Annotated in this window: 27 protein-coding genes; 25 read left to right on the forward strand and 2 right to left on the reverse strand. The window is 36.5% G+C overall.

Annotation, left to right across the window (positions count from 1 at the left end; all coding sequences use genetic code 11):
• The first annotated feature begins 79 nt into the window (after positions 1 to 79).
• The 4 genes from ACUXVC_RS07555 (at position 80) to ACUXVC_RS07570 (ending at position 2,322) form a co-directional block, all read left to right on the forward strand.
• Positions 80 to 289 carry a hypothetical protein gene (locus tag ACUXVC_RS07555; protein WP_000426766.1) on the forward strand — a complete coding sequence of 70 codons (210 nt, stop codon included), beginning with the start codon at positions 80 to 82 and terminating at the stop codon, positions 287 to 289.
• Between the two features lie 97 nt (positions 290 to 386).
• Positions 387 to 623 carry a DUF3961 domain-containing protein gene (locus ACUXVC_RS07560; protein ID WP_144465827.1) on the forward strand — a complete coding sequence of 79 codons (237 nt, stop codon included), beginning with the start codon at positions 387 to 389 and terminating at the stop codon, positions 621 to 623.
• Positions 624 to 702: 79 nt separating this feature from the next.
• On the forward strand, positions 703 to 1,233 hold the full coding sequence (locus ACUXVC_RS07565; protein WP_001240655.1) for a peptidoglycan recognition protein family protein: 531 nt from the start codon (positions 703 to 705) through the stop codon (positions 1,231 to 1,233).
• Positions 1,234 to 1,341: 108 nt separating this feature from the next.
• Positions 1,342 to 2,322, forward strand: a complete 981-nt coding sequence (locus ACUXVC_RS07570) for a YpdA family putative bacillithiol disulfide reductase (RefSeq protein ID WP_001168518.1) — start codon at positions 1,342 to 1,344, stop codon at positions 2,320 to 2,322.
• A gap of 35 nt (positions 2,323 to 2,357) precedes the next feature.
• Here the strand turns inward: ACUXVC_RS07570 and ansA are convergent, their stop codons facing one another.
• On the reverse strand, positions 2,358 to 3,332 hold the full coding sequence (gene ansA / locus ACUXVC_RS07575) for an asparaginase (protein WP_144465826.1): 975 nt from the start codon (positions 3,330 to 3,332) through the stop codon (positions 2,358 to 2,360).
• A 179-nt stretch (positions 3,333 to 3,511) separates the two neighbouring features.
• On the opposite strand from ansA, the gene ACUXVC_RS07580 reads away from it, so the two are divergent.
• The 4 genes from ACUXVC_RS07580 to ACUXVC_RS07595 all read left to right on the forward strand — a co-directional run bounded on the left by ACUXVC_RS07580 (position 3,512) and on the right by ACUXVC_RS07595 (position 7,038).
• Positions 3,512 to 3,685, forward strand: a complete 174-nt coding sequence (locus tag ACUXVC_RS07580) for a YpfB family protein (RefSeq protein WP_023521499.1) — start codon at positions 3,512 to 3,514, stop codon at positions 3,683 to 3,685.
• A 129-nt stretch (positions 3,686 to 3,814) separates the two neighbouring features.
• Complete coding sequence (cmk, locus tag ACUXVC_RS07585) at positions 3,815 to 4,492, forward strand: (d)CMP kinase (RefSeq protein ID WP_095691160.1); 678 nt, start codon at positions 3,815 to 3,817, stop codon at positions 4,490 to 4,492.
• A 335-nt stretch (positions 4,493 to 4,827) separates the two neighbouring features.
• Positions 4,828 to 5,976: a 30S ribosomal protein S1 gene (gene rpsA / locus ACUXVC_RS07590; RefSeq protein ID WP_098975849.1), complete on the forward strand. Its 1,149-nt coding sequence runs from the start codon at positions 4,828 to 4,830 to the stop codon at positions 5,974 to 5,976.
• A 12-nt stretch (positions 5,977 to 5,988) separates the two neighbouring features.
• A complete protein-coding gene (locus tag ACUXVC_RS07595; protein ID WP_095691159.1) occupies positions 5,989 to 7,038 on the forward strand; it encodes a type 2 isopentenyl-diphosphate Delta-isomerase in 1,050 nt (349 codons plus the stop codon).
• 285 nt (positions 7,039 to 7,323) lie between these two features.
• Here ACUXVC_RS07595 and ACUXVC_RS07600 read toward each other — a convergent pair whose 3' ends face one another.
• Positions 7,324 to 7,458 (reverse strand): YpzI family protein, encoded by a 135-nt coding sequence (locus ACUXVC_RS07600; RefSeq protein ID WP_000513900.1) that lies wholly within the window; start codon positions 7,456 to 7,458, stop codon positions 7,324 to 7,326.
• Between the two features lie 117 nt (positions 7,459 to 7,575).
• Here ACUXVC_RS07600 and ACUXVC_RS07605 point away from each other — a divergent pair, with 117 nt between their 5' ends.
• The 17 genes from ACUXVC_RS07605 (at position 7,576) to aroB (ending at position 22,091) form a co-directional block, all read left to right on the forward strand.
• Positions 7,576 to 8,187, forward strand: coding sequence for a YphA family membrane protein (locus ACUXVC_RS07605; protein ID WP_002093921.1), 612 nt, complete (start codon positions 7,576 to 7,578; stop codon positions 8,185 to 8,187).
• Positions 8,180 to 9,073 (forward strand): YIEGIA family protein, encoded by an 894-nt coding sequence (locus ACUXVC_RS07610; RefSeq protein WP_000141599.1) that lies wholly within the window; start codon positions 8,180 to 8,182, stop codon positions 9,071 to 9,073. Before ACUXVC_RS07605 ends, ACUXVC_RS07610 begins: the two co-directional genes overlap by 8 nt.
• On the forward strand, positions 9,070 to 9,255 hold the full coding sequence (locus ACUXVC_RS07615; protein WP_000979048.1) for a capping complex subunit for YIEGIA: 186 nt from the start codon (positions 9,070 to 9,072) through the stop codon (positions 9,253 to 9,255). The genes ACUXVC_RS07610 and ACUXVC_RS07615 overlap by 4 nt, the downstream gene beginning before the upstream one ends.
• Positions 9,256 to 9,379: 124 nt before the next feature.
• Positions 9,380 to 10,690 (forward strand): ribosome biogenesis GTPase Der, encoded by a 1,311-nt coding sequence (gene der / locus ACUXVC_RS07620; RefSeq protein ID WP_001125890.1) that lies wholly within the window; start codon positions 9,380 to 9,382, stop codon positions 10,688 to 10,690.
• Positions 10,691 to 10,708: 18 nt separating this feature from the next.
• Positions 10,709 to 11,731, forward strand: coding sequence for an NAD(P)H-dependent glycerol-3-phosphate dehydrogenase (locus ACUXVC_RS07625; protein WP_000161783.1), 1,023 nt, complete (start codon positions 10,709 to 10,711; stop codon positions 11,729 to 11,731).
• Between the two features lie 115 nt (positions 11,732 to 11,846).
• A complete protein-coding gene (locus ACUXVC_RS07630; protein ID WP_000369753.1) occupies positions 11,847 to 12,098 on the forward strand; it encodes a stage VI sporulation protein F in 252 nt (83 codons plus the stop codon).
• 267 nt (positions 12,099 to 12,365) lie between these two features.
• Entirely contained in the window at positions 12,366 to 12,569 is a 204-nt protein-coding gene (locus ACUXVC_RS07635; protein WP_001289005.1) for a DUF2768 domain-containing protein, read from the forward strand.
• A gap of 63 nt (positions 12,570 to 12,632) precedes the next feature.
• Positions 12,633 to 13,346 carry a hypothetical protein gene (locus ACUXVC_RS07640; protein ID WP_141241096.1) on the forward strand — a complete coding sequence of 238 codons (714 nt, stop codon included), beginning with the start codon at positions 12,633 to 12,635 and terminating at the stop codon, positions 13,344 to 13,346.
• Between the two features lie 242 nt (positions 13,347 to 13,588).
• The gene (gene spoIVA, locus ACUXVC_RS07645) at positions 13,589 to 15,067 is read left to right on the forward strand and encodes a stage IV sporulation protein A (RefSeq protein ID WP_000416519.1); all 1,479 of its coding nucleotides are present in this window, start codon (positions 13,589 to 13,591) and stop codon (positions 15,065 to 15,067) included.
• Positions 15,068 to 15,364: 297 nt separating this feature from the next.
• A complete protein-coding gene (locus ACUXVC_RS07650) occupies positions 15,365 to 15,637 on the forward strand; it encodes an HU family DNA-binding protein (RefSeq protein WP_001043860.1) in 273 nt (90 codons plus the stop codon).
• A gap of 120 nt (positions 15,638 to 15,757) precedes the next feature.
• Positions 15,758 to 16,327 (forward strand): GTP cyclohydrolase I FolE, encoded by a 570-nt coding sequence (gene folE, locus ACUXVC_RS07655; protein ID WP_001151481.1) that lies wholly within the window; start codon positions 15,758 to 15,760, stop codon positions 16,325 to 16,327.
• Between the two features lie 183 nt (positions 16,328 to 16,510).
• Positions 16,511 to 17,245, forward strand: a complete 735-nt coding sequence (locus ACUXVC_RS07660) for a heptaprenyl diphosphate synthase component 1 (RefSeq protein ID WP_053564889.1) — start codon at positions 16,511 to 16,513, stop codon at positions 17,243 to 17,245.
• A 38-nt stretch (positions 17,246 to 17,283) separates the two neighbouring features.
• Positions 17,284 to 17,997, forward strand: a complete 714-nt coding sequence (gene menG / locus ACUXVC_RS07665; protein WP_001187668.1) for a 2-heptaprenyl-1,4-naphthoquinone methyltransferase — start codon at positions 17,284 to 17,286, stop codon at positions 17,995 to 17,997.
• Between the two features lie 38 nt (positions 17,998 to 18,035).
• On the forward strand, positions 18,036 to 18,998 hold the full coding sequence (gene hepT / locus ACUXVC_RS07670) for a heptaprenyl diphosphate synthase component II (RefSeq protein WP_000776079.1): 963 nt from the start codon (positions 18,036 to 18,038) through the stop codon (positions 18,996 to 18,998).
• 124 nt (positions 18,999 to 19,122) lie between these two features.
• Positions 19,123 to 19,569 carry a nucleoside-diphosphate kinase gene (gene ndk / locus ACUXVC_RS07675; RefSeq protein ID WP_000415883.1) on the forward strand — a complete coding sequence of 149 codons (447 nt, stop codon included), beginning with the start codon at positions 19,123 to 19,125 and terminating at the stop codon, positions 19,567 to 19,569.
• A 264-nt stretch (positions 19,570 to 19,833) separates the two neighbouring features.
• Positions 19,834 to 21,006, forward strand: coding sequence for a chorismate synthase (gene aroC, locus ACUXVC_RS07680; RefSeq protein WP_144465825.1), 1,173 nt, complete (start codon positions 19,834 to 19,836; stop codon positions 21,004 to 21,006).
• Entirely contained in the window at positions 21,006 to 22,091 is a 1,086-nt protein-coding gene (gene aroB / locus ACUXVC_RS07685) for a 3-dehydroquinate synthase (RefSeq protein WP_000526809.1), read from the forward strand. The genes aroC and aroB overlap by 1 nt, the downstream gene beginning before the upstream one ends.
• Positions 22,092 to 22,211: the final 120 nt, after the last annotated feature.

Below are 22,211 nucleotides of genomic sequence, written 5' to 3' on the forward strand. Positions count from 1 at the left end.
ATATTATATCTTGAGAAAACGTGATTTCCTTTCGAGGGAATCACGTTTTTTTGTTGAAGTATTAAATGAGGTGTTGTATATGGAGAATGAAATGCTGGAACGAGTAGAACAATTAGAAGAAAAGGTTAAGAGGTTAGAGGGAGAACTTGCAAGAACGGTGAAAGCTCGAAAAATAAGTACTGTTCGGATATTCGGGGAAGGGCTACTGTTTTTGATATTTGGTATGGTTGTAGTAGGGCCGATTATTGCCGTTGTAATCTCAATTTTTACTTGGCTTGCTGAAAAATAAAATAAAATAAAAATAAAAAGAACGCTTGTTCTATGCGAACAAACGTGCTATACTCTCCTTAGATAAACAAAACGGAAATGATTTTAAGGAGAGATAAATGATGAAAATGACAGTAGACCAAAGATTTATGATGCCAGCAGATGTTGTAGAGCGAGTGGAAGTATTACGAAACAAACAAAGCAAGCGTGGCACATTATTACAATCGATAAACAAATTTTTCGGTTTAGATACGAAAGAAGATTGTGTTTGGTTTTACGGTTTTTATGGAGTGGCTGTAAGTATCTTGTTGTTTATGGTGTTCACTTCAAATATTTTCGATTTTCTCTTCGCGTAAGAAATATGCGATAAGGACATTGCTACCGAATACATATATAAGGAAGTAAGGTAATCTTCTAGAGCGGGAGTTGGTAGCAATGGCGATGTTTCCTATAGAGCGCAACTATATAGGATATGGAAGTTCACGACCGGGGATTCCTCTAACTAAAGTGAGATTTATTGTAAGTCATGATACGGGGAATCCTGGAAGCAATGCGATAGGAAATCGAGATTACTTTAATGAATTACAACCGAAAGCTTCGGCGCATACATTTATAGATGATAAAACAATATTGGAGATTATTCCTATAAATGAAGTTGCATATCATGTTCGATATGGTGTGCCGACGGATAATGACTTATACGGCTATGACGCGAATAAGGCGGCCATTGGAGTGGAACTTTGTTATGGCGGTGATGTTAACTTTTGGGAAGCATATAATCGTTTTACATGGTATCATGCGTATTTATGCCAAAATTTTGGCTTAAATCCGAAAAAAGATATCGTGTCACATAAAACGCTTGATCCAGCTAGAAAGATTGATCCTGAGAATGTATTAGGGAAACAAGGTATTAAATTTCAGCAGTTTTTAGCAGATGTCTATCGGATGTACGTTTCGTTTAGATGACAAATATATGAAAAATGAATACAATAAAGATAGGTGCCTACTGCTGTAAGTAGGTTTTTTCTTGTTTTTATAAATAGTGTATTGGTAGAAGACTAGGAGTGGACGAGTATGCAGAAAGAAACAGTTATTATAATCGGAGGCGGTCCGTGCGGATTAGCGGCAGCGATTTCGTTGCAAAAGGTAGGGATAAATCCGTTAGTAATTGAAAAAGGAAACATTGTAAATGCCATTTATAATTATCCAACTCATCAAACATTTTTCTCTTCTAGTGAAAAATTAGAAATTGGTGATGTAGCTTTTATTACAGAAAATCGTAAGCCAGTTCGAAATCAAGCGCTTGCGTATTATCGTGAAGTAGTAAAACGTAAATCTGTACGTGTAAATGCTTTTGAGCGAGTGGAGAAAGTTCAAAACGATGGAGAAGTTTTTCAGGTTGAGACGACAAAGCGTGACGGAAGTAAAGAAATATATATAGCGAAATATATTGTTGTAGCAACTGGATATTATGATAATCCAAATTATATGAATGTTCCAGGTGAGGAATTGAAGAAAGTAGCTCACTATTTTAAAGAGGGGCATCCTTATTTTGATCGAGATGTAGTAGTTATAGGTGGGAAAAACTCGAGTGTAGATGCCGCGTTAGAACTTGTTAAAGCTGGTGCGCGTGTAACGGTACTGTATCGTGGAAGTGAGTATTCACCAAGCATAAAGCCTTGGATTTTGCCGGAATTTGAGGCGTTAGTACGAAATGACACAATTCAAATGCATTTCGGGGCTCATGTGAAAGAAATTACTGAGCATACATTAACGTTTACAGTTGATGGTGAAGATTTTACAATCCAAAATGATTTTGTATTTGCGATGACTGGTTATCATCCTGATCATAGCTTCTTAACAAAGATGGGTGTTAAGATTGATGAAGAAACAGGACGTCCAATTTATACAGAGGATAGAATGGAAACGAATGCTGAAAATATTTTCATTGCAGGTGTCATAGCTGCTGGAAATAATGCAAATGAAATATTTATCGAGAACGGTAGATTTCATGGAGATGCGATTGCACAAACTATTGCATCAAGAGAAAAATAAAAAGGAGCTGTCGGGAAAACCTCGACAGCTCCTTTTTATTCGTGCATAAACATATTTTGAATGGATTCATGAGAATTTGTATTCTCTAATGCGACAAGTAATTTAATGCGTGCTTTTTGTGCATTTAAGCCGTATGTGAATACAATGCCCATATCTTTTAAGTGTTTACCGCCACCTTCATACGAATATACGTCTTGAACGATACCGTTGAAACAGCGAGAAACTAATACGACAGGAATACCTTTATTTAATAATCGTTCTAGACTAGAAAGTGTTCTTGGAGGTAGATTACCTTGTCCAAGCGCTTCGATAACAATACCGTCTACAGGAAGATTTTCGATTGCTGCTAATAATGTATCATCCATGCCGGCATATGCTTTTAGAACAACTACATTTTTAGATACTTTGTTTATCGTATATGTTTCGTGATGTACTAAAGCGTGATGGAAGACAACACCGCGTTTTGTTACCATTCCAATTGGTCCATATTGTGGGCTTTGGAATGTTGCGACATTACTTGTATGTGTTTTCGTTACATTTGTAGCGCAATGAATTTCGTCGTTTAATACGACTAAAACACCTTTTTCTGCAGCTTCATCACAACTAGCAACTTTTACAGCTGATAAGAAGTTATATAGACCATCAGCACCTAACTCATTGCTAGAGCGCATTGCACCTGTCACAACAATCGGAATGGTTGCTTGTACTGTTAAATCTAAGAAATAAGCTGTTTCTTCTAATGTATCCGTACCATGCGTAATGACTACGCCATGAATGTTGTCTTGTTTTACTCTTTCATCAATGATGACTTGTAATTGTAACATTTCGCTCGGTGTCATATGAGGAGATGGTAGATGGAACACATCTTCAACGATTAAATCAACATCGCCTTCTAAATCAGGAATGAATTTTAAAAGAGGATTTTTTTCACCTGGTTGTACGACCCCAGTTTCTTTATCTTCCTCCATTGCAATTGTTCCACCTGTGTGTAAAACTAGGATTCTTTTCAATGCTTATACCCCTTTCAAGTAAAAAAATACATTTAGAACATAACATGTTTTGAGTAAATTCGACAATGGAAATGTATAAAAGTATGCCTCGAAAATGACAATAAAATTAACTGCTATATGTACGATGTATAAAATCACGAAACGAAATGTGCAAATATAGTATAGGAGGGGCAATTATGTTGAAAAAGATGGAGAGAATTTTTATTCGTATATTAATAATACAATTCATTTGTCTTTCTGTTGTACAATTGTTATTTATACATAAGTCATCAGTGAAATATTTATCTAAAATTGTTTATTACGAAGGTGTCATGGTAAAAAATAAAGCAGAAATCTTGCAGGTGAATAGGTAGTTTTCATTTTCTTCTATGAAGGATTATGCTACAATAATTGAGGATTTAATGACGTGAAGCAAATGAGAAGAAGCAGGGTGAACACCTGCTTTTCGTTTTGTTTTATAAGTGAAAAAATGAGGTGTTACAATGGATAAACGAATTTCAATTGCTATAGATGGTCCAGCAGCTGCTGGGAAAAGTACAGTGGCAAAAGTTGTTGCGAAGGAACTTTCTTACGTTTATATTGATACAGGCGCGATGTACCGTACGCTTACATATGCAGCCCTTGAACAAAAAGTAGATATTGAAAATGAAGAACAGTTAATGGAAGTTGTAAAGAATGTAAATATTGAATTTCAGCAAGGAGAAAATACGCAGCTTGTATTTTTGAATGGACAAGATGTTTCTGAAGTAATCCGTACACCTGATGTGACGAATCGAGTATCTATTGTAGCGAAGCATCGCCTTGTTCGTGAAGAAATGGTACGTCGTCAGCAAGAGTTAGCGAAAAAAGGCGGCGTTGTAATGGACGGCCGTGATATTGGTACACATGTATTACCGGATGCTGAAGTGAAAATCTTTATGCTTGCTTCTGTTGAAGAAAGAGCGGAAAGAAGGCATTTAGAAAATTTAAATAAAGGTTTCGCTTCTAATTTAGAGCAGCTAAAAGAAGAAATTGCTCAGCGTGATAAATTAGATTCAGAACGCGAAGTTTCTCCACTAAAAAAGGCTGATGATGCATTGGAATTAGATACGACTTCTTTATCAATTGAAGAAGTTGTCCAAAAAATTATGAGTATTGTTTCAGGAGTGTTTGCGAAATAAAGAAAGGGGATAATCCTCTTTCTTTTTTTGTTGAAATAGAAATGTAAAGGATACGTGAATTGTGAGTCTCTTTCCTTGACAAATGAGCTGATTTGTAAGAAGTTAGTTAAAGAGGAATAAAACTGTCAGAATATATTCGCTATTATATTTCAAAACATACTTTTTTCAAGCTGGTTTTGCTGTATACTATTTATATAGGTTTAATATATTTTCTTGTGAATGGTATTGAAAAAGAGTATGTGATGAGAAATTCTTAAACATGCAAATGAAAACTTTGTTTTCATTTCGTATATACATAAAAAAATGCTTTGTCAATTCTGTAGGGAGGTATTTCCATGGTAGAGAAAATGAATGAAGAAGTTATGGATTCAAAAGAATTACAAGTTGGTGACGTTGTTACAGGTTCTGTAACGAAAGTTGAAGAGAAACAAGTGCTTGTAAATGTTGGATACAAAACAGATGGCGTAATTCCAATTAGTGAATTAGCTAACGTTCATATTGAAAAAGCAAGCGATGTTGTAGAATTAGATCAAACACTAGAGTTGAAAATTATTAAATTAGAAGAAGATGATCTTGTCTTATCTAAACGTGCTGTTGATGCAGAAAAAGCATGGGTAGAATTACAAGAGAAATTTACTTCTGGTTATGTATTTGATGTTACTGTAAAAGATATTGTGAATGGCGGATTAGTTGTGGACCTTGGTGTTCGCGGTTTTATTCCAGCTTCACTTGTAGAAGTACATTATGTAGAAGACTTTACTGACTATAAAGGTAAAACATTAGCGGTGAAAATTGTTGAATTAGACCGTGAAAAAAATCGTGTAATCCTTTCGCATAAAGCGGTAGTAGAATTAGAACTAGATTCTAAGAAAAAAGAAGCAATTTCTTCATTAAAAGAAGGTGACGTTGTTGAAGGAACAGTGCAACGATTAACTGACTTTGGTGCTTTCGTTAACGTTGGTGGCGTGGACGGTTTAGTTCACATTTCACAAATTTCACACGAACGTGTAGAGCAACCTTCTGAAGTATTAGAGCAAGGTCAAAAGGTTAAGGTAAAGGTGTTATCTGTTGATGCTGATACACAACGTATTTCTTTATCAATTAAAGCGGCTCAACCAGGACCTTGGGAAAACGTTGCTGGCGAAATAAAAGCTGGAGATATTCGTGAGGGAGTAGTAAAACGCCTTGTTACATTTGGTGCATTCGTTGAGATTTTACCTGGCGTTGAAGGACTTGTACACGTATCTCAAATTGCAAATCGTCACGTGAAAAACCCGAATGAAGTATTGGAAATGGGACAAGAAGTAAAAGTGAAAGTACTTGAAGTTCACGTAGCAGAGAAACGTATTTCTTTAAGTATAAAAGAAGCGCTTGAGGAAAATAATGTAATTGAAGATTATAGTCAGTATGAGCCAAATGCTGATTCTGCTACTTTCCAATTAAGTGATATTATTGGTGAACAACTGAAAAAATTAAAGAAATAATGAGGGGTACAAGTGGTAAGGGCAAAACGTAAATTAGATCATATTGAATACGCTCTTTCTACTGGTCAGTCTCGTACGCATGGCTTTCATGATATTGATTTTGTGCATCAAAGCTTGCCAAATTCAAATTATGACACAATAACATGTGAAACAAAAATCGGCGAACTTTCACTAAGTTCGCCGATTTTTATCAATGCGATGACTGGTGGTGGAGGAGAGAAAACGTTACATATTAATGAGCAATTAGCATATGTAGCGAAACAGCATAACCTTGCTATGGCTGTAGGGTCGCAAATGGCGGCGTTAAAAGATGAAAATGAGGCTGCTTCTTATAAGGTGATTAGAAAGGTAAATCCGAATGGTATTTTCTTTGCTAATTTAGGTAGTGAGGCAACTATCGAGCAGGCAGAGCGTGCCGTTGATATGATTGAAGCGAATGCATTGCAAATTCATTTAAATGTCATACAAGAGTTAACGATGCCAGAAGGAGACCGTGACTTTACTGGTGTACTTCAGCGCATAGAGAAAATTGTTTTAAATAGTAAAGTTCCTGTCATTGTAAAAGAAGTTGGATTTGGGATGAGTAAGGAAACAATGCAACAGTTAGCGAACGTAGGTGTAACGGCAATTGATATTGGTGGGCAAGGTGGTACGAATTTTGCTGCTGTTGAAAATGAAAGAAGACAGCGAATGCTTTCTTATTTTAATAACTGGGGCATACAAACAGCAACCTCGATTATTGAAGCAACCTCTACAAATAATAACCTCTCTTTTATTGCATCAGGGGGTATACAGACAGCGCTTGACGTAGCGAAAGCAATCGCATTAGGGGCGAATACAACTGCGTTTGCTGGTTACTTTTTACGTATTTTAATGCAAGATGGTATCGAGAAATTAGTGGATGAAATTGAGCTTCTACATACAGATTTGAAATTTATTATGACAGCTCTTGGTGCGAAGACGATAGAAGAGTTGCAATCTGTACCTCTTGTTGTAAAAGGTGAAACATATCATTGGTTAATGCAGCGTGGTATTGATACTGCGCATTATAGTAGGAGATAAAAAATCAACCGTTCGGTTGATTTTTTTGTTTTGTTTTCTTTCTCGTAATATAAAATGGAATTGGTATTTTATAAAAATTGTAATTGAAAAAAGGTTAAAAAATGAAGATGATTAGTTACTAGATTTTTGGAGAGGGCTTGATTTTCTAAAGGAAATAGGTGGAGGTAAAAAGAAGTGATAGGAGGATATAGTACACAAAATATTATTTCGATATAAATAAAAATCATTAAAATGATTATGTAAAAGACGGTTTCGTACAATATCGAAACCGTCTTTTTGTATTCATTAGTGCTGGTTTTGTTTTCGAGCCTGCTCTGGTGTATCAAGTCCAGTTGCACCTGGATATTGTAGTGATTGATCACGATCAGATTCAACGCGGCGTGATTCTCGTAGTTTTCGTTCTTGGCGATCTTTACCCATAATGAATAACACCTCCTTGTTAAAAGTGTTGCTGTTATAAGAAAAAACTATGCGTAAATAAAGTGGATTAACTTTCATAAAAAATTCCCATAATGGAAAACATAGGAGGTGAAGTAGATGGATGGAAGTACTTTTTATTTTATAGCTTGGATAGGGTGGGTTGTCGTAACCTTTTTTATGAAAAAGGACCATATTCGGTGGAAGTTAGGCGCTTGTATATTGATTTTTATAATTTGCTCTCCGTTACATGTAACGATCGCCTCATTCATGGTATCAGTAAATGCTCTTTTACTTTGTATTATTTCTTTTATAGGGATCGCGCTGTATTCTGTTTGGAAAAAATTATATAGCTTACTTTCGGCACTTATTATTGCGATGTTATATACAAGTTTTCATCTGTTAGAGATATATGATCCGATTTGGATTGTGGTGGATAGAGTGTTTCTGCTAAGTAGTGCTCTTGTGTATGCATCGGTGTTATTGCATGGGGATCGCATATTACGATTATGTTCCCTATATGTAGGGATGTTACAAGGAGAGTTGCTAGTGACATTTATTTTTCGGAAATTGAATTTTCCATATGATTACGGTAGTTTAGCATTTTTTGATATCGTCGCCGTTTCTACATTATTCATGGCAGTATTGTTTTGGATTGCAAAAGCATCAGTATACATGGAACAGTTTAAGAGAAAAACACGTAAAAGAAAGGCGAGGGTAATACATGACTGAATATACACCAGCCATTTTATGCGGCGTAATAGCGGGGACAGTTACAAGGGTGTTAATGCTTCGGACGGATACACGGCAATATCCGACGAGACTACATGGAAAGATTATTCATATTGCAATGGGGTTAATTGCAGCAGCTTTAGGAGCGATTGCAATCCCATCTATTTTGAAAAAAGATTTTTCTGCCATTACATTTCTTACGTTAGCAGCGACACAATTTCGTGATGTACGTAATATGGAAAGAAATACACTTCAACAATTAGATGGATATGAGCTCGTACCGCGTGGAAATACGTACATTGAAGGGATTGCATTGGTTTTTGAAAGTCGCAACTATTTGGCGATGTTAACGTCGTTTGCAACGACGTTTGCGTATATAGGGTTCCGTTCATGGATTGCTGGAGTAATTATGGCTATAATCGCATTTTTTATTGCGAAAAAATTAATGTCTGGTAGAAGACTCCATGACCTTGTAGATATTGAGCATGTTCCGCTGCGTTTTGAAGGAGCAGGGCTTTATATCGATAATATTTATATTATGAATATTGGATTGCCGGTGAGGCAAGAAGAGATTATGAAATATGGCATGGGGTTTATATTAAAACCGAAATCAATTGATGCGATGGTGACAATCTCAAATTTAGGGCAACGGCAAGCTATTTTACACGATGTTTCGGTGGCGTTAGGCATTTATAGAGATTCTGGTACACCAGCGCTTGTACCGTTAGCAAAGCGTGATTTAGAGGATGGCAGGGTTGGGATTTTTGTCTTACCGCAAGATCAAGATGCAGAGAAAGCGATAAGTGTCATAGGAAATGTACCAACGTTAGAAAGTGCTGTCCATATGTCATCGGAAGCCCCGAAAGGAAGGGGAGATAAGAGATGATGTTAGAAAGCGTTATCCTGGCAGTTATTACAACAGCGCCAGAAAAATTTGCAGGTGGTGCTCCTTTATTTGTTTGTGAGTCGATGGAGGAACTAGAATTTGTTGCAAATAATTTAGAGGCAATTTTAGATGGTATTGCGCATCGCTTACAAGAGAATGTATATATTATTGTGAAACATTAGGAACGTGTGTTATAATGTGAGGTGTTTTGATACGTTGAGAAATATTCTGGAATGCAAATCCCTTCTTGCACAAAGAAGGGTTTTTTACATAATAAACAGAAGCAAGTTGAAAGGATGAAAGTATATGCCGAAACCAGTAATAGCAATAGTAGGCCGCCCGAACGTAGGAAAATCTACTATTTTCAATAGAATAGTTGGAGAAAGAGTTTCAATCGTAGAAGATATCCCAGGTATAACTCGAGACCGTATTTATAGTGCGGGAGAATGGTTAAATCATGAGTTTAACATTATTGATACAGGTGGAATTGATATTGGAGACGAGCCGTTCTTGACACAAATTCGTCAACAGGCGGAAGTTGCGATTGATGAAGCAGATGTTATCATTTTTATGACGAATGGTCGCGATGGTGTAACTGCAGCGGATGAAGAAGTTGCTAAAATTTTGTATCGTTCTAAAAAACCAATTGTACTTGCGGTAAATAAAGTTGATAATCCAGAAATGCGTAGTGATATTTATGATTTTTATTCATTAGGATTTGGCGAGCCATTCCCGATTTCAGGTACACACGGTTTAGGACTTGGTGATTTGTTAGATGAAGCTGCAAATCATTTTCCAAAGATTGAAGAAGAAGCGTATGACGATGAAACAATCCGTTTCTCTTTAATTGGACGTCCAAACGTAGGGAAATCATCGCTTGTAAATGCACTTCTTGGTCAAGAACGTGTAATTGTAAGTAATATCGCAGGAACGACGCGTGATGCTGTCGATACACCATATAGTAAAGATGATCAAGATTATGTAATCATCGATACAGCTGGTATGCGTAAAAAAGGAAAAGTATATGAAAGTACAGAAAAGTATAGTGTACTTCGTGCACTTAGAGCGATTGAACGTTCTGACGTTGTTTTAGTTGTTTTAGACGGAGAAGAAGGAATTATTGAGCAAGATAAAAAAATCGCTGGATATGCTCATGATTCAGGACGAGCTGTTATTATCGTTGTAAACAAATGGGATGCAGTGAAAAAAGATGAAAAAACAATGAAAGCATTTGAAGAAAACATTCGTGCTCATTTCCAATTCTTGGATTATGCGCCGATTGTATTCTTATCTGCAAAAACGAAAAAACGTACACAAACGTTATTACCGGTTATCAATGAGGTAAATGAAAGCCATAGTATCCGTGTACAAACAAACGTATTAAACGATGTAATTATGGATGCGGTAGCGATGAATCCAACACCGACTCATAATGGTAGCCGTCTGAAAATCTTCTATGCGACACAGGTTGCGGTAAAACCACCGACATTTGTTGTGTTTGTAAACGATACAGAATTAATGCACTTTTCATATGAGCGCTTCTTAAAGAATCGTTTACGTGAAGCGTTCGGTTTTGTAGGAACGCCGATTCACATTATTGCTCGAGCAAGAGACTAATGGAGAGGATGTGATTTTATGACAAAAATCACAGTAGTAGGAGCAGGTAGCTGGGGAACAGCGTTAGCGATGGTATTAGCTGACAATGGACATGATGTACGTATTTGGGGAAATCGCTCAGAACTTATGGATGAAATGAATACGAAACATGAGAATAGTCGATATCTCCCAGGCATTACATTGCCAAGCACAATCGTAGCCTACTCTTCTTTAGAAGAAGCATTAGTAGATGTAAATACAGTACTGCTAGTAGTACCGACGAAAGCGTACAGAGATGTATTACAAGAGATGAAAGAAATTGTTACAGAACCGATTACTTGGATTCATGCGAGTAAAGGGATTGAACCTGGTACGTCAAAACGTATTTCGGAAGTAATCGAGGAAGAAATTCCAGAGAACTTAATTAAAGATGTTGTTGTATTGTCTGGACCGAGTCATGCTGAAGAAGTTGGTTTACGACAAGCGACAACAGTTACGTCTGCAGCAAAGCGTATGGAAGCGGCTGAGGAAGTACAAGATTTATTCATGAATAGTTATTTCCGTGTATACACAAATCCAGATATCGTTGGAGTTGAACTTGGTGGTGCGTTAAAAAATATTATCGCATTAGCTGCTGGTATAACTGATGGTCTTGGATTAGGTGATAATGCAAAAGCGGCATTGATGACACGTGGTTTAACAGAGATTGCTCGTTTAGGAAGAAAAATGGGCGGGAATCCGTTAACGTTTGCTGGTCTAACTGGTATGGGAGACTTAATTGTAACTTGTACAAGTGTTCATAGCCGAAATTGGCGCGCTGGAAATATGCTTGGAAAAGGACATTCTTTAGAAGAAGTGTTAGAAAGCATGGGTATGGTTGTGGAAGGTGTAAGAACAACGAAAGCTGCTCATGAATTGGCAGAGAAAATGGAAGTTGAAATGCCGATTACAGCTGCTTTATATGACGTACTGTTCAATGGGAATAACGTAAAAGATGCGGTAGGCTCATTAATGGGACGTGTTCGAAAACATGAAGTGGAAGCTATACCTGACTTACTGTAAAGAAAAGCGACAGAAGTACATTTGTACTTCTGTCGCTTTTTTATTTTATGGGTCTTTTCACCATTTATTTATTTTTGCATAGGATGAAGAGTAACTTGAGGAGAGGGTGAAAAGAATGGATAATAACATTTTTAATAATATTGAGAAGGAAGCGAAAGTAAATAAAGAGGATATTTTTAAATTAGCATCATCCGTGCAAAATGCGAATTTACGTGATGAAACTGTACTTCGTCAATTGATTCATCAAGTGGCTCTTATGGCGGGACGTGAAGTGCCGAAAGAGCAAGAGGATCAAATTGTAAAAGCGATTATTAATAATAATATGCCAGCGGATTTTGGCTCGTTAAGCAAAATGTTTAAAAAATAAATTATGAGAAACAAAGAGTTTGTAGATTGCATATGATAGCCATGAAAGAATGGGAATAGAGCTGTTTTTGGGCATATTTGGTCAACCGAAGCGAGAGATATAATCGCTTCGGTTTTATTTTTATCTAGATTGGTGGAAGATGCTGAAAAACCTATTGATTAAAGTTACATATTTGCGATTTGTAGTAAAATGTTCTTTTTGTATTTGTTTAAAGATTTTAATTTGTTAAAATAGTATAAAAATAGATTAATAAAAAGGGGTGTGTATATGTCAGAAGGGCTTATGAAAATGTGGTTGGCTTTAGGGGCAATTGGATTTATGTTTTTTGCAGTAAGTTTTATTTTATTAAGTAGACATAAAATAAAGAATAAATTTTTGAAAGGGATTACAGCGTTAGTAGCGTACACCCTTATGGTTGTGTCAGGAATTGTTATTTTTCTTGTTGTATTTAGTGGACCTGTACAGCAGTAAATGGAATGGTCTCGAAAATACTACATACAGAGCAAGTTATATTAGTATGAAAAGGTGATGCTAGTGAAAAAAGTCCATATTATTTTAATATTTTGTTGTATGAGCCTTTTAACGGGGTGTCTGTATCCGAAAGAAAATATGAAGCAAAATGCGGTTCCTTATGAAGATCAGCTACAGGTTGTTCAAAAAGCTGTTGTGACATTTAAGGAGCAAAATGATGGGATATTGCCAATTAAGACGAGGGATATGAGTACACCTATTTATCAAAAGTATCCAATCGATTTTCAACAGATTACTCCGCGTTACATACAAGAAGCGCCAGGGAATGCATATGAAAGTGGAGGAGTATATCAATACGTATTAATAGACGTTGAAACAAATCCAACAGTAAAGTTAATTGATGTTAGGATGGCTGAACAAATTCAGGAATTATCTTTAAAACTTAGGATGTATCGTGATGAACATCAATATCCACCTTTTAAAAAAGTAATTTCAGATGGTGTATATGAATTGGATTTCAAAAAACTGGGATATAAAGATGTGCCACAAGTGACAAGTCCATATTCTGGTAAAGGGCTTCCTTTTGTAATTAATGAAAAAGGAGAAGTTTTTGTTGATTATAGAATCGACTTATATGACGCTTTGAAAAAAAATGAAGGGCAGTTTACGGAGGGAGAAGATATTCGAAATATACTTTCGAAAGGTTCCCCGTTTGTACCAGCTTATTCTTTACCGTACACAGTAAAGAACGGAGAACCAATTTTTTTAAAATCATAAGTCATGAACCTTTCTTTTAGTGAATAAGTTCTAGAAGAAAGGTTTTTTATGTTATACAACTTACGATGCAAACAAAAGATATTTTTTAATAGTCATATGAAATTGGACAAAATTATATGATATATTGTCCGAACTTCTAGAATACCATTATATTATATCAGATATTATAGGCAACGTTAGAGAAGGTATTAGTTGACTATAAACGCGGAATTATTCCCAAAAATTTTGAGGGAGGGAATCACTTGGAAAAGGTAGATATTTTTAAAGATATTGCAGAACGAACAGGCGGTGATATTTATTTTGGAGTTGTAGGAGCTGTTCGAACAGGGAAATCAACATTCATTAAAAAATTTATGGAACTTGTAGTTATTCCAAATATTGAGAATGAGTCTGACCGTCAAAGAGCGCAGGATGAATTGCCTCAAAGTGCTGCTGGTCGTACAATTATGACGACGGAACCGAAGTTTGTTCCAAACCAAGCGGTTTCTATCGAAGTAGATGAAGGACTTGAAGTGAACATTCGATTAGTAGATTGTGTTGGATATACGGTTCCAGGAGCGAAGGGCTATGAAGATGAGAATGGCCCGCGCATGATTAATACCCCTTGGTATGAAGAACCTATTCCATTCCATGAAGCTGCAGAAATCGGCACGCGTAAAGTAATTCAAGAACATTCAACAATTGGTGTTGTAATTACAACAGATGGAACAATTGGTGAAATTCCAAGAAGAGATTATATAGAGGCAGAAGAACGCGTTGTAAATGAGTTGAAAGAAGTAGGAAAACCTTTCATTATGATAATTAATACGGTACAGCCGTATCATCCAGATACAGAGCAATTACGCCAAAGTTTATCAGAAGAATATGATATCCCGGTTATTGCAATGAGTGTGGAGAGTTTAAGAGAAACAGATGTATATAATGTACTTCGTGAAGCGCTATTTGAATTCCCTGTATTAGAAGTGAATGTGAACCTTCCGAGCTGGGTAATGGTGCTAAATGAAGGGCATTGGTTGCGTCAAAGTTATCAAGAAGCAGTTCAAGAAACTGTGAAGGATATAAAACGTCTTCGTGATGTGGATCGCGTTGTTTGGCAGTTTAGTCAATATGAATTTATTGATCGAGCGAGCCTAGCTGGCATTGATATGGGGCAAGGTGTGGCGGAGATTGATTTATATGCGCCAGATGAATTATATGATCAGATTTTAAAAGAAGTAGTAGGAGTAGAAATTCGAGGGAAAGATCATTTATTGAAGCTTATGCTCGATTTATCTCATGCGAAAATAGAATATGACCAAGTGGCAGATGCATTGCGTATGGTTAAGCAAACAGGATATGGTGTAGCAGCCCCTGCGCTAGCGGATATGAGCTTAGATGAGCCAGAAATTATTCGTCACGGTTCAAGGTTTGGTGTGAAGTTAAAAGCGGTAGCGCCATCTATTCATATGATTAAAGTAGATGTAGAGTCAACGTTTGAGCCGATCATTGGTACTGAAAAGCAAAGTGAAGAATTAGTTCGTTATTTAATGCAAGATTTTGAAGATGACCCGTTATCAATTTGGAATTCTGATATATTTGGACGTTCGCTTAGCTCGATTGTTCGAGAAGGAATTCAGGCGAAATTATCTTTAATGCCAGAAAATGCTAGATATAAATTAAAAGAAACGCTAGAAAGAATTATTAATGAAGGATCTGGCGGATTAATTGCGATTATACTATAAGAAAAATCCCTCTCACTGTAGAGGGATTTTTTGTTTTTCCGATTATAAAATAGAAAAATAAACAGTCATTATCTAATACATTGTTGTAAATTGTCAAGTTTCATCAGATTTTCACATTTTCAGAGTAACAATTTCCTTAAAAATATTGAATTATAAAGGAGAATCGTATAATATAGGCGTTGATAATGATTTATCTACATCTTTGTAGTATAGAATTTGTAAAAATTGCCTACAAATGAAAGTAAGACTCATTTTATGATCATTATACAGTCTTATCTTTGGGAGGAGGTGAATGGCATGAACAAGACAGATTTAATCAATGCTGTTGCAGAAGCAAGTTCCCTTTCTAAAAAGGACGCAACAAAAGCAGTAGACGCTGTTTTTGATTCTATCTTAGAAGCTTTAAAACAAGGTGATAAAGTACAACTGATCGGATTCGGTAACTTCGAAGTTCGTGAGCGTGCGGCTCGTAAAGGTCGTAACCCACAAACAGGTGAGGAGATTGAAATCGCTGCAAGTAAAGTACCTGCATTCAAACCTGGTAAAGCGTTAAAAGATGCGGTTAAATAATCCTTACATATTAACAGGGAAGAAGAGTTTCCTTTTTGGGAACTCTTCTTTTTGCTTTTAAAAACATAAATATGCTAGAATGTGTTCGTATCACTTTTAGGTTTTCGGGAGGGCTAGCGGATGGCAAAAGTTAATTTAGAACAAATTGAACATGCAGTACGCCTTATTTTAGAGGCGATTGGGGATGATCCAAATCGTGAGGGAGTACTTGATACGCCAAAGCGTGTTGCAAAAATGTACGCAGAAGTGTTCTCAGGTATGCATGAAGATCCGAAAGAGCATTTGCATAAAGTATTCGGAGAAGATCACGAAGAGCTTGTACTAGTAAAAGATATACCATTTTATTCGATGTGTGAGCATCATTTAGTTCCATTCTATGGAGTTGCTCACGTTGCATATATTCCGCAAGGTGGAAAGGTGACAGGGTTAAGTAAATTAGCTCGTACTGTAGATACAATTGCACGTCGTCCACAACTGCAAGAACGTATTACATCAACAGTAGCGAACTCTATTATGGAAGTACTAGAGCCTCATGGTGTAATGGTAGTAGTAGAAGCAGAACATATGTGTATGACGATGCGTGGTGTGAAAAAACCAGGTGCGAAAACAGTAACGACAGCAGTGCGTGGTGTGCTTGAAAATGATGCTGCAGCGCGCAGTGAAATTTTATCGTTTATTAAAGCGAAGTAAAGAAAAGCGGGAAACTGCTTTTCTTTTTTTTTTTAGTAAATAAATGATATAGTTTTAGCTAGACAGAGTGAGATTAGAAAGATTGCTTACATGAATGGTAGGTGTAGCCAAGTTTTGGTTATAGAAAATAGAGTGTATGTGTTATAATAAGTTTTATGAATTAGAAAACAAGGGTGATTTTTTGTGTGTGACATCTACGGAGGGTATGCGGGTATAAAAGAGAAATTGATGGAGAAATTACGCCATCCTTATTTTATAAACTATATTGAAGAACCATTTATTGATGAAGAAAAGATAGCATTGTTATATGGTGCTTTAAAGAGTGCAAACTTACATATAGAACAAATTGAGCATTACGTAGTAACAATTATGCTTGTACAAATTGCGCTTGATACGCATGAAAGGGTATCAAATAAAGCAGGCGAGGAAGAGATTGAATTCCATAAATGTCGTCAATTAACAGTACTTGCAGGCGATTACTATAGTGGACTATATTATTATTTATTGTCTATGAATCGTGATATTGTTTTAATTCGTGCACTTGCTGAAGGAATTAAAGAGATAAATGAACACAAAATTATGTTATACCAAAAAGCGCATGAAACGACGGATGACATAATGAAAAGCGTAGTAACGATTGAGTCTGCGCTCCTTCAAAAAACATGTGATCATTTTCATTTATCACATTGGAAGCCATTTATCACATACGTATTAGGTGGAAATCGCCTTCAAAAAGAAATTCAATTGTATGCTGATAAACAACATTCACCTGTTTTTCAAGCGGTGCAAGATGCTTTAGGGGATAAAGCAGAAGTAGTGATTAATGGTTGGATGATGGAATTGAGAAAGAAAGAAAAACAATTTTTAGAAAATCACACAGACGTAAATGAAATAAATTCTGTGTTAAGGGATAAATAGAAGACATAAGCAATTTTACATTGGAAGAAGGTACGAGCATGCAACAATCAAAAGAAGAAAGAGTACATGACGTATTTGAAAAGATTTCTGATAAATACGATGTGATGAATTCTGTAATTAGTTTTCAAAGACATAAAGCGTGGCGTAAAGAAACGATGCGAATTATGGATGTACAACCTGGCAGTAAAGCGCTTGATGTATGCTGCGGAACCGCAGATTGGACAATTGCGCTAGCTGGAGCGGTAGGTGAGCAAGGAAAGGTTGTTGGCTTAGACTTCAGTGAAAATATGTTATCTGTCGGTAAGCAAAAGGTAGAGGCGTTACAATTAAAACAAGTAGAACTTCTACATGGGAATGCAATGGAGCTTCCATTTGAAGATAATACGTTTGATTATGTAACAATTGGGTTTGGTTTACGTAACGTACCGGATTATATGCACGTATTAAAAGAAATGACGCGTGTAGTAAAACCAGGTGGAAAAGTAATCTGTTTAGAAACATCTCAACCAACAATGATTGGTTTTCGACAAGGGTATATTTTATACTTTAAATATATCATGCCGTTATTTGGAAAGATGTTTGCGAAAAGTTATAAAGAATATTCATGGCTTCAAGAATCTGCTAGTGCATTCCCAGGGATGAAAGAATTGGCCCAAATGTTTGAGCAAGCTGGACTTGAACGTGTGCAAGTGAAACCATTTACTTTTGGGGTAGCAGCGATGCATTTAGGTATTAAACCAGAATCAAAATAGAAAAAAGAAAAAAGAAGTTTTAGGTTAAGGTGAACAATATGAAGTTACAACTTATGTACTCTTTTTTACGATCGGATATTAATGTGATAGAAAAAGAATTAAAAAAGACAGTTGCTTCTGAACAGCCATTAGTAGAAGAGGCAGCATTACAACTTATTGAAGCTGGTGGGAAGCGAATTCGTCCTGTATTTGTGTTGCTTGCAGGGAAATTTGGAGATTATAAGTTAGATGCGATTAAGCATGTTGCTGTTGCGTTAGAGCTTATTCATATGGCTTCTCTTGTTCACGATGATGTTATTGATGCTGCATTTTTACGACGCGGCAGTGCGACTGTGAATGCGAAATGGGGAGATCGTATTGCGATGTATACAGGGGACTATTTGTTCGCTAAGTCTCTTGAATGTATAACAAATATCGAAATCCCAGAGGCGCATCAAGCGTTATCACATACTATTTTAGAAGTCTGTAAAGGTGAAATTGAACAAATTAAAGATAAATACAATTATGACCAAAATTTAAGAACGTATTTAAGAAGAATAAAGCGAAAAACAGCATTATTAATTGCCGCGAGTTGTCAATTGGGAGCGATTGCTGCTGGTGCTAATCGTGATACAGTAAATCGTCTATTTTGGTATGGGTATTTTGTAGGAATGTCTTATCAAATTATTGATGACATTTTAGACTTCGTTTCCACAGAAGAGAAACTTGGAAAACCTGCTGGTGGAGATTTATTACAAGGAAACATAACGCTCCCTGCTTTATATGCGATGGAAGATCCAGTACTTCGTCAAAAAATCACATCTGTACATGAAAATACAACAGCAAGTGAAATGCAAGAAATTATTGATGCTGTAAAAAATAGTCCAGCAATTGATCAAGCATTTGCGTTTAGTGAACGTTATTTACATAAAGCTTTAGAAATAATAAAACCACTCCCACGTGGAAAAGCAAAGTATGCATTACAAAATGTTGCAAAGTATATTGGAAAACGAAAATTTTAATGTTTATTCTAAAAAATAAAATAATCTCTCTATTTCAAAACTATTGCACAATTGTGATAAGGGTGATAATATGTGTGTGGGGATATACAATTACATACATAATTCAGAAGTGGAGAGATTTTTTATGGAAAAAACATTTCTAATGGTAAAACCAGACGGTGTACAACGTGCCTTCATTGGGGAAATTGTAGCTCGTTTTGAGAAAAAAGGATTTCAATTAGTTGGTGCAAAATTAATGCAAGTCACTCCGGAAATTGCTGGACAACACTACGCTGAGCATAAGGAAAAACCTTTCTTTGGTGAGTTAGTAGACTTTATTACATCTGGACCTGTATTCGCAATGGTATGGCAAGGTGAAGGTGTAGTAGATACAGCGCGTAACATGATGGGGAAAACAAGACCACATGAAGCAGCTCCTGGAACAATTCGTGGAGATTTCGGTGTAACTGTTGCGAAAAATATTATTCATGGTTCTGATTCTTTAGAAAGCGCAGAGCGCGAGATTGCTATTTTCTTTAAAGAAGAAGAATTAGTTGACTACTCAAAATTAATGAATGAATGGATTTACTAATTATTTTGAAATAATTTGTAAACGCTTTAATCACTGTGATAATAGTAAAAAGTGCAAGGAGAATAGGGGTATTCTTCTTGCACTTTTTTTATTTTCAATTAGTTACGAAGTTTGAGCTGTTATGATATATTGATATTTAAATTAGGCCTATCGGAAATATAGAATAAGAAAATGGTCGATTTATGATATAATTTCTTTAATATTTTTAGAATGATAAAAGTTAATATAGTGAGATAAATACATATACGAAAAGAGGAATAACGTATGCGATATATTACGGCTGGTGAATCTCATGGTCCGCAACTTACAACGATTATAGAAGGTGTTCCAGCAGGATTGTCTTTAGTAGCGGATGATATAAACGAAGAGTTAGCTAGAAGGCAAAAGGGATATGGGCGTGGTAGACGCATGCAAATTGAAACGGATCAAGTGCAAATTTTAAGTGGTGTTAGACATGGAGAAACATTAGGTTCCCCTATTGCACTCGTTGTTGAAAATCGTGATTTTGCCCATTGGACAAAAATTATGGGGGCAGAGCCTTTAACTGAGCAGGAAGAAAAAGAGATAAAAAGGAAAGTGACAAAACCAAGGCCTGGGCATGCTGATTTAAATGGTGCAATTAAATATGGTCATAGAGATATGAGGAATGTACTGGAACGTTCGTCAGCGCGCGAAACGACGGTGCGTGTTGCTGCTGGTGCGGTTGCTAAAAAGGTGTTAGCAGAACTTGGTATTAAAGTGGCGGGCCATGTAATTGAAATTGGCGGTGTACAAGCTAAGGAGGTTACGTATAGTTCAATTGAAGAATTAAAGAGTAGTACAGAAGCATCTCCTGTACGTTGCTTAGATGACGAAGCTGGTAACCAAATGATGAAAGCGATTGATGATGCGAAAGCAAATGGTGATTCAATCGGTGGAATCGTTGAAGTAATTGTGGAAGGAATGCCAATTGGAGTAGGTAGCTACGTGCATTATGATCGAAAACTGGATGCGAAATTAGCAGCTGCAATTATGAGTATTAATGCTTTTAAAGGTGTCGAGATTGGAATTGGTTTTGAAGCAGCGCATAGACCGGGAAGTGAAGTTCATGATGAAATTCTATGGAATGAGGAGCATGGATATACAAGAAGAACAAATAATGCAGGTGGATTAGAAGGCGGTATGACGACTGGAATGCCAATTGTTGTGCGCGGTGTGATGAAACCGATACCTACACTTTATAAACCTCTTCAAAGTGTAGATATTGATACGAAAGAGCCTTTTACAGCGAGCATTGAACGTTCAGATAGTTGTGCAGTGCCAGCAGCTAGTGTCGTTGCAGAAGCGGTTGTGGCTTGGGAATTAGCAACAGCTTTAATAGAACAATTCGGATTAGATCGTATGGAACTAATTCGTGAAAATATTGAGAAACATAATGAATATGCGAGGGGATTTTAATGGGAAACATACATATTCAAACGAAATCAAAAGAATATGATGTACATGTTGGTAAAGAAGCGTTGTCAAACTTAACAATGATCGTTCAAAATATGCAGCCAGCTGTATCTAACGTAATGATCATTTCAGATGAAGCTGTTGCATCACTACATTTACAGACAGTTATCGATGCATTACAAGTGGAGCAGGACGTGTTTTCGTTTGTTGTACCAAGTGGCGAAAAAGAGAAGTCTTTCGAAAATTTCTATGCGGCTCATACGTCAGCTCTTGAAAATAAATTAGATAGAAATTCTTTAATTCTTGCACTTGGAGGCGGAATGATTGGAGATTTAGCTGGTTTTGTTGCTGCATCTTTTATGCGGGGTATTCGCTTTGTGCAGGTTCCGACGACTTTATTAGCGCACGATAGCGCAGTAGGTGGGAAAGTAGCGATTAATCATCCGTTAGGTAAAAATATGATTGGTGCATTCCATCAGCCAGAAGCGGTTGTATATCATACACCGTTTTTACAGTCTCTTCCTGAAAAAGAGTGGCGTTCAGGTTATGCAGAGGTGATAAAGCATGCTCTTATTGGTGATGTGGAGCTATATCATTGGTTAAAAGAAGAAGTGCAAACATTAGCGGATCTTCGTGATGAGAAGTTAATCCATATATTAACGAAGGCGATTCCTGTAAAGGCAAATGTTGTGTCACAAGATGAAACAGAGAAGGGTGTACGTGCCCATTTGAACTTTGGACATACGTTAGGACATGCTCTTGAAAAAGAGCTAGGGTATGGGAATATTACTCACGGTGACGGCGTAGCGGTTGGAATGTTATTCGCCATATTTTTAAGTGAGCAAGTGTACAAGGTTGATCTTGCTTATGAAGATATGAAGCAGTGGTTCTTGAAATACGGCTATCCAAAAATGCCAAGAGATTTGAATGTAGAGCGCCTCGTTCAATTGATGAAACAAGATAAGAAAGCAAATGCAGGAGCAATTCATATGGTGCTTATGCAGGAATATGGGGTAGTGAATGTCGTATCTATTTCAGATGAGACTGTTCATATTGCGTTAGAGGCATTTCAAAAAGATATGGTTTAAAATGATAGCGAAGTGTTGTGAAGTGCTCATTTAGAGGTATTCTCGTAATAGTGACGGTTATGATAAAAGATTACAGTAAGGGGCTATAACTGTATTGTAATCAAATTGAATGAAATGACT

It is taken from the genome of Bacillus sp. N6 (assembly GCF_052805735.1).

What these genes read in the sequence shown, in the direction of transcription:
- ACUXVC_RS07555 (WP_000426766.1), top strand. Translation starts at nt 80, where the DNA reads ATGGAGAATGAAATGCTGGAACGAGTAGAACAATTAGAAGAAAAGGTT.
- ACUXVC_RS07560 (WP_144465827.1), top strand. Translation starts at nt 387, where the DNA reads ATGATGAAAATGACAGTAGACCAAAGATTTATGATGCCAGCAGATGTT.
- ACUXVC_RS07565 (WP_001240655.1), top strand. Translation starts at nt 703, where the DNA reads ATGGCGATGTTTCCTATAGAGCGCAACTATATAGGATATGGAAGTTCA.
- ACUXVC_RS07570 (WP_001168518.1), top strand. Translation starts at nt 1,342, where the DNA reads ATGCAGAAAGAAACAGTTATTATAATCGGAGGCGGTCCGTGCGGATTA.
- cmk (WP_095691160.1), top strand. Translation starts at nt 3,815, where the DNA reads ATGGATAAACGAATTTCAATTGCTATAGATGGTCCAGCAGCTGCTGGG.
- rpsA (WP_098975849.1), top strand. Translation starts at nt 4,828, where the DNA reads ATGGTAGAGAAAATGAATGAAGAAGTTATGGATTCAAAAGAATTACAA.
- ACUXVC_RS07600 (WP_000513900.1), bottom strand. Translation starts at nt 7,458, where the DNA reads ATGGGTAAAGATCGCCAAGAACGAAAACTACGAGAATCACGCCGCGTT.
- ACUXVC_RS07605 (WP_002093921.1), top strand. Translation starts at nt 7,576, where the DNA reads ATGGATGGAAGTACTTTTTATTTTATAGCTTGGATAGGGTGGGTTGTC.
- ACUXVC_RS07610 (WP_000141599.1), top strand. Translation starts at nt 8,180, where the DNA reads ATGACTGAATATACACCAGCCATTTTATGCGGCGTAATAGCGGGGACA.
- ACUXVC_RS07615 (WP_000979048.1), top strand. Translation starts at nt 9,070, where the DNA reads ATGATGTTAGAAAGCGTTATCCTGGCAGTTATTACAACAGCGCCAGAA.
- der (WP_001125890.1), top strand. Translation starts at nt 9,380, where the DNA reads ATGCCGAAACCAGTAATAGCAATAGTAGGCCGCCCGAACGTAGGAAAA.
- ACUXVC_RS07625 (WP_000161783.1), top strand. Translation starts at nt 10,709, where the DNA reads ATGACAAAAATCACAGTAGTAGGAGCAGGTAGCTGGGGAACAGCGTTA.
- ACUXVC_RS07630 (WP_000369753.1), top strand. Translation starts at nt 11,847, where the DNA reads ATGGATAATAACATTTTTAATAATATTGAGAAGGAAGCGAAAGTAAAT.
- ACUXVC_RS07635 (WP_001289005.1), top strand. Translation starts at nt 12,366, where the DNA reads ATGTCAGAAGGGCTTATGAAAATGTGGTTGGCTTTAGGGGCAATTGGA.
- ACUXVC_RS07650 (WP_001043860.1), top strand. Translation starts at nt 15,365, where the DNA reads ATGAACAAGACAGATTTAATCAATGCTGTTGCAGAAGCAAGTTCCCTT.
- folE (WP_001151481.1), top strand. Translation starts at nt 15,758, where the DNA reads ATGGCAAAAGTTAATTTAGAACAAATTGAACATGCAGTACGCCTTATT.
- menG (WP_001187668.1), top strand. Translation starts at nt 17,284, where the DNA reads ATGCAACAATCAAAAGAAGAAAGAGTACATGACGTATTTGAAAAGATT.
- hepT (WP_000776079.1), top strand. Translation starts at nt 18,036, where the DNA reads ATGAAGTTACAACTTATGTACTCTTTTTTACGATCGGATATTAATGTG.
- ndk (WP_000415883.1), top strand. Translation starts at nt 19,123, where the DNA reads ATGGAAAAAACATTTCTAATGGTAAAACCAGACGGTGTACAACGTGCC.
- aroC (WP_144465825.1), top strand. Translation starts at nt 19,834, where the DNA reads ATGCGATATATTACGGCTGGTGAATCTCATGGTCCGCAACTTACAACG.
- aroB (WP_000526809.1), top strand. Translation starts at nt 21,006, where the DNA reads ATGGGAAACATACATATTCAAACGAAATCAAAAGAATATGATGTACAT.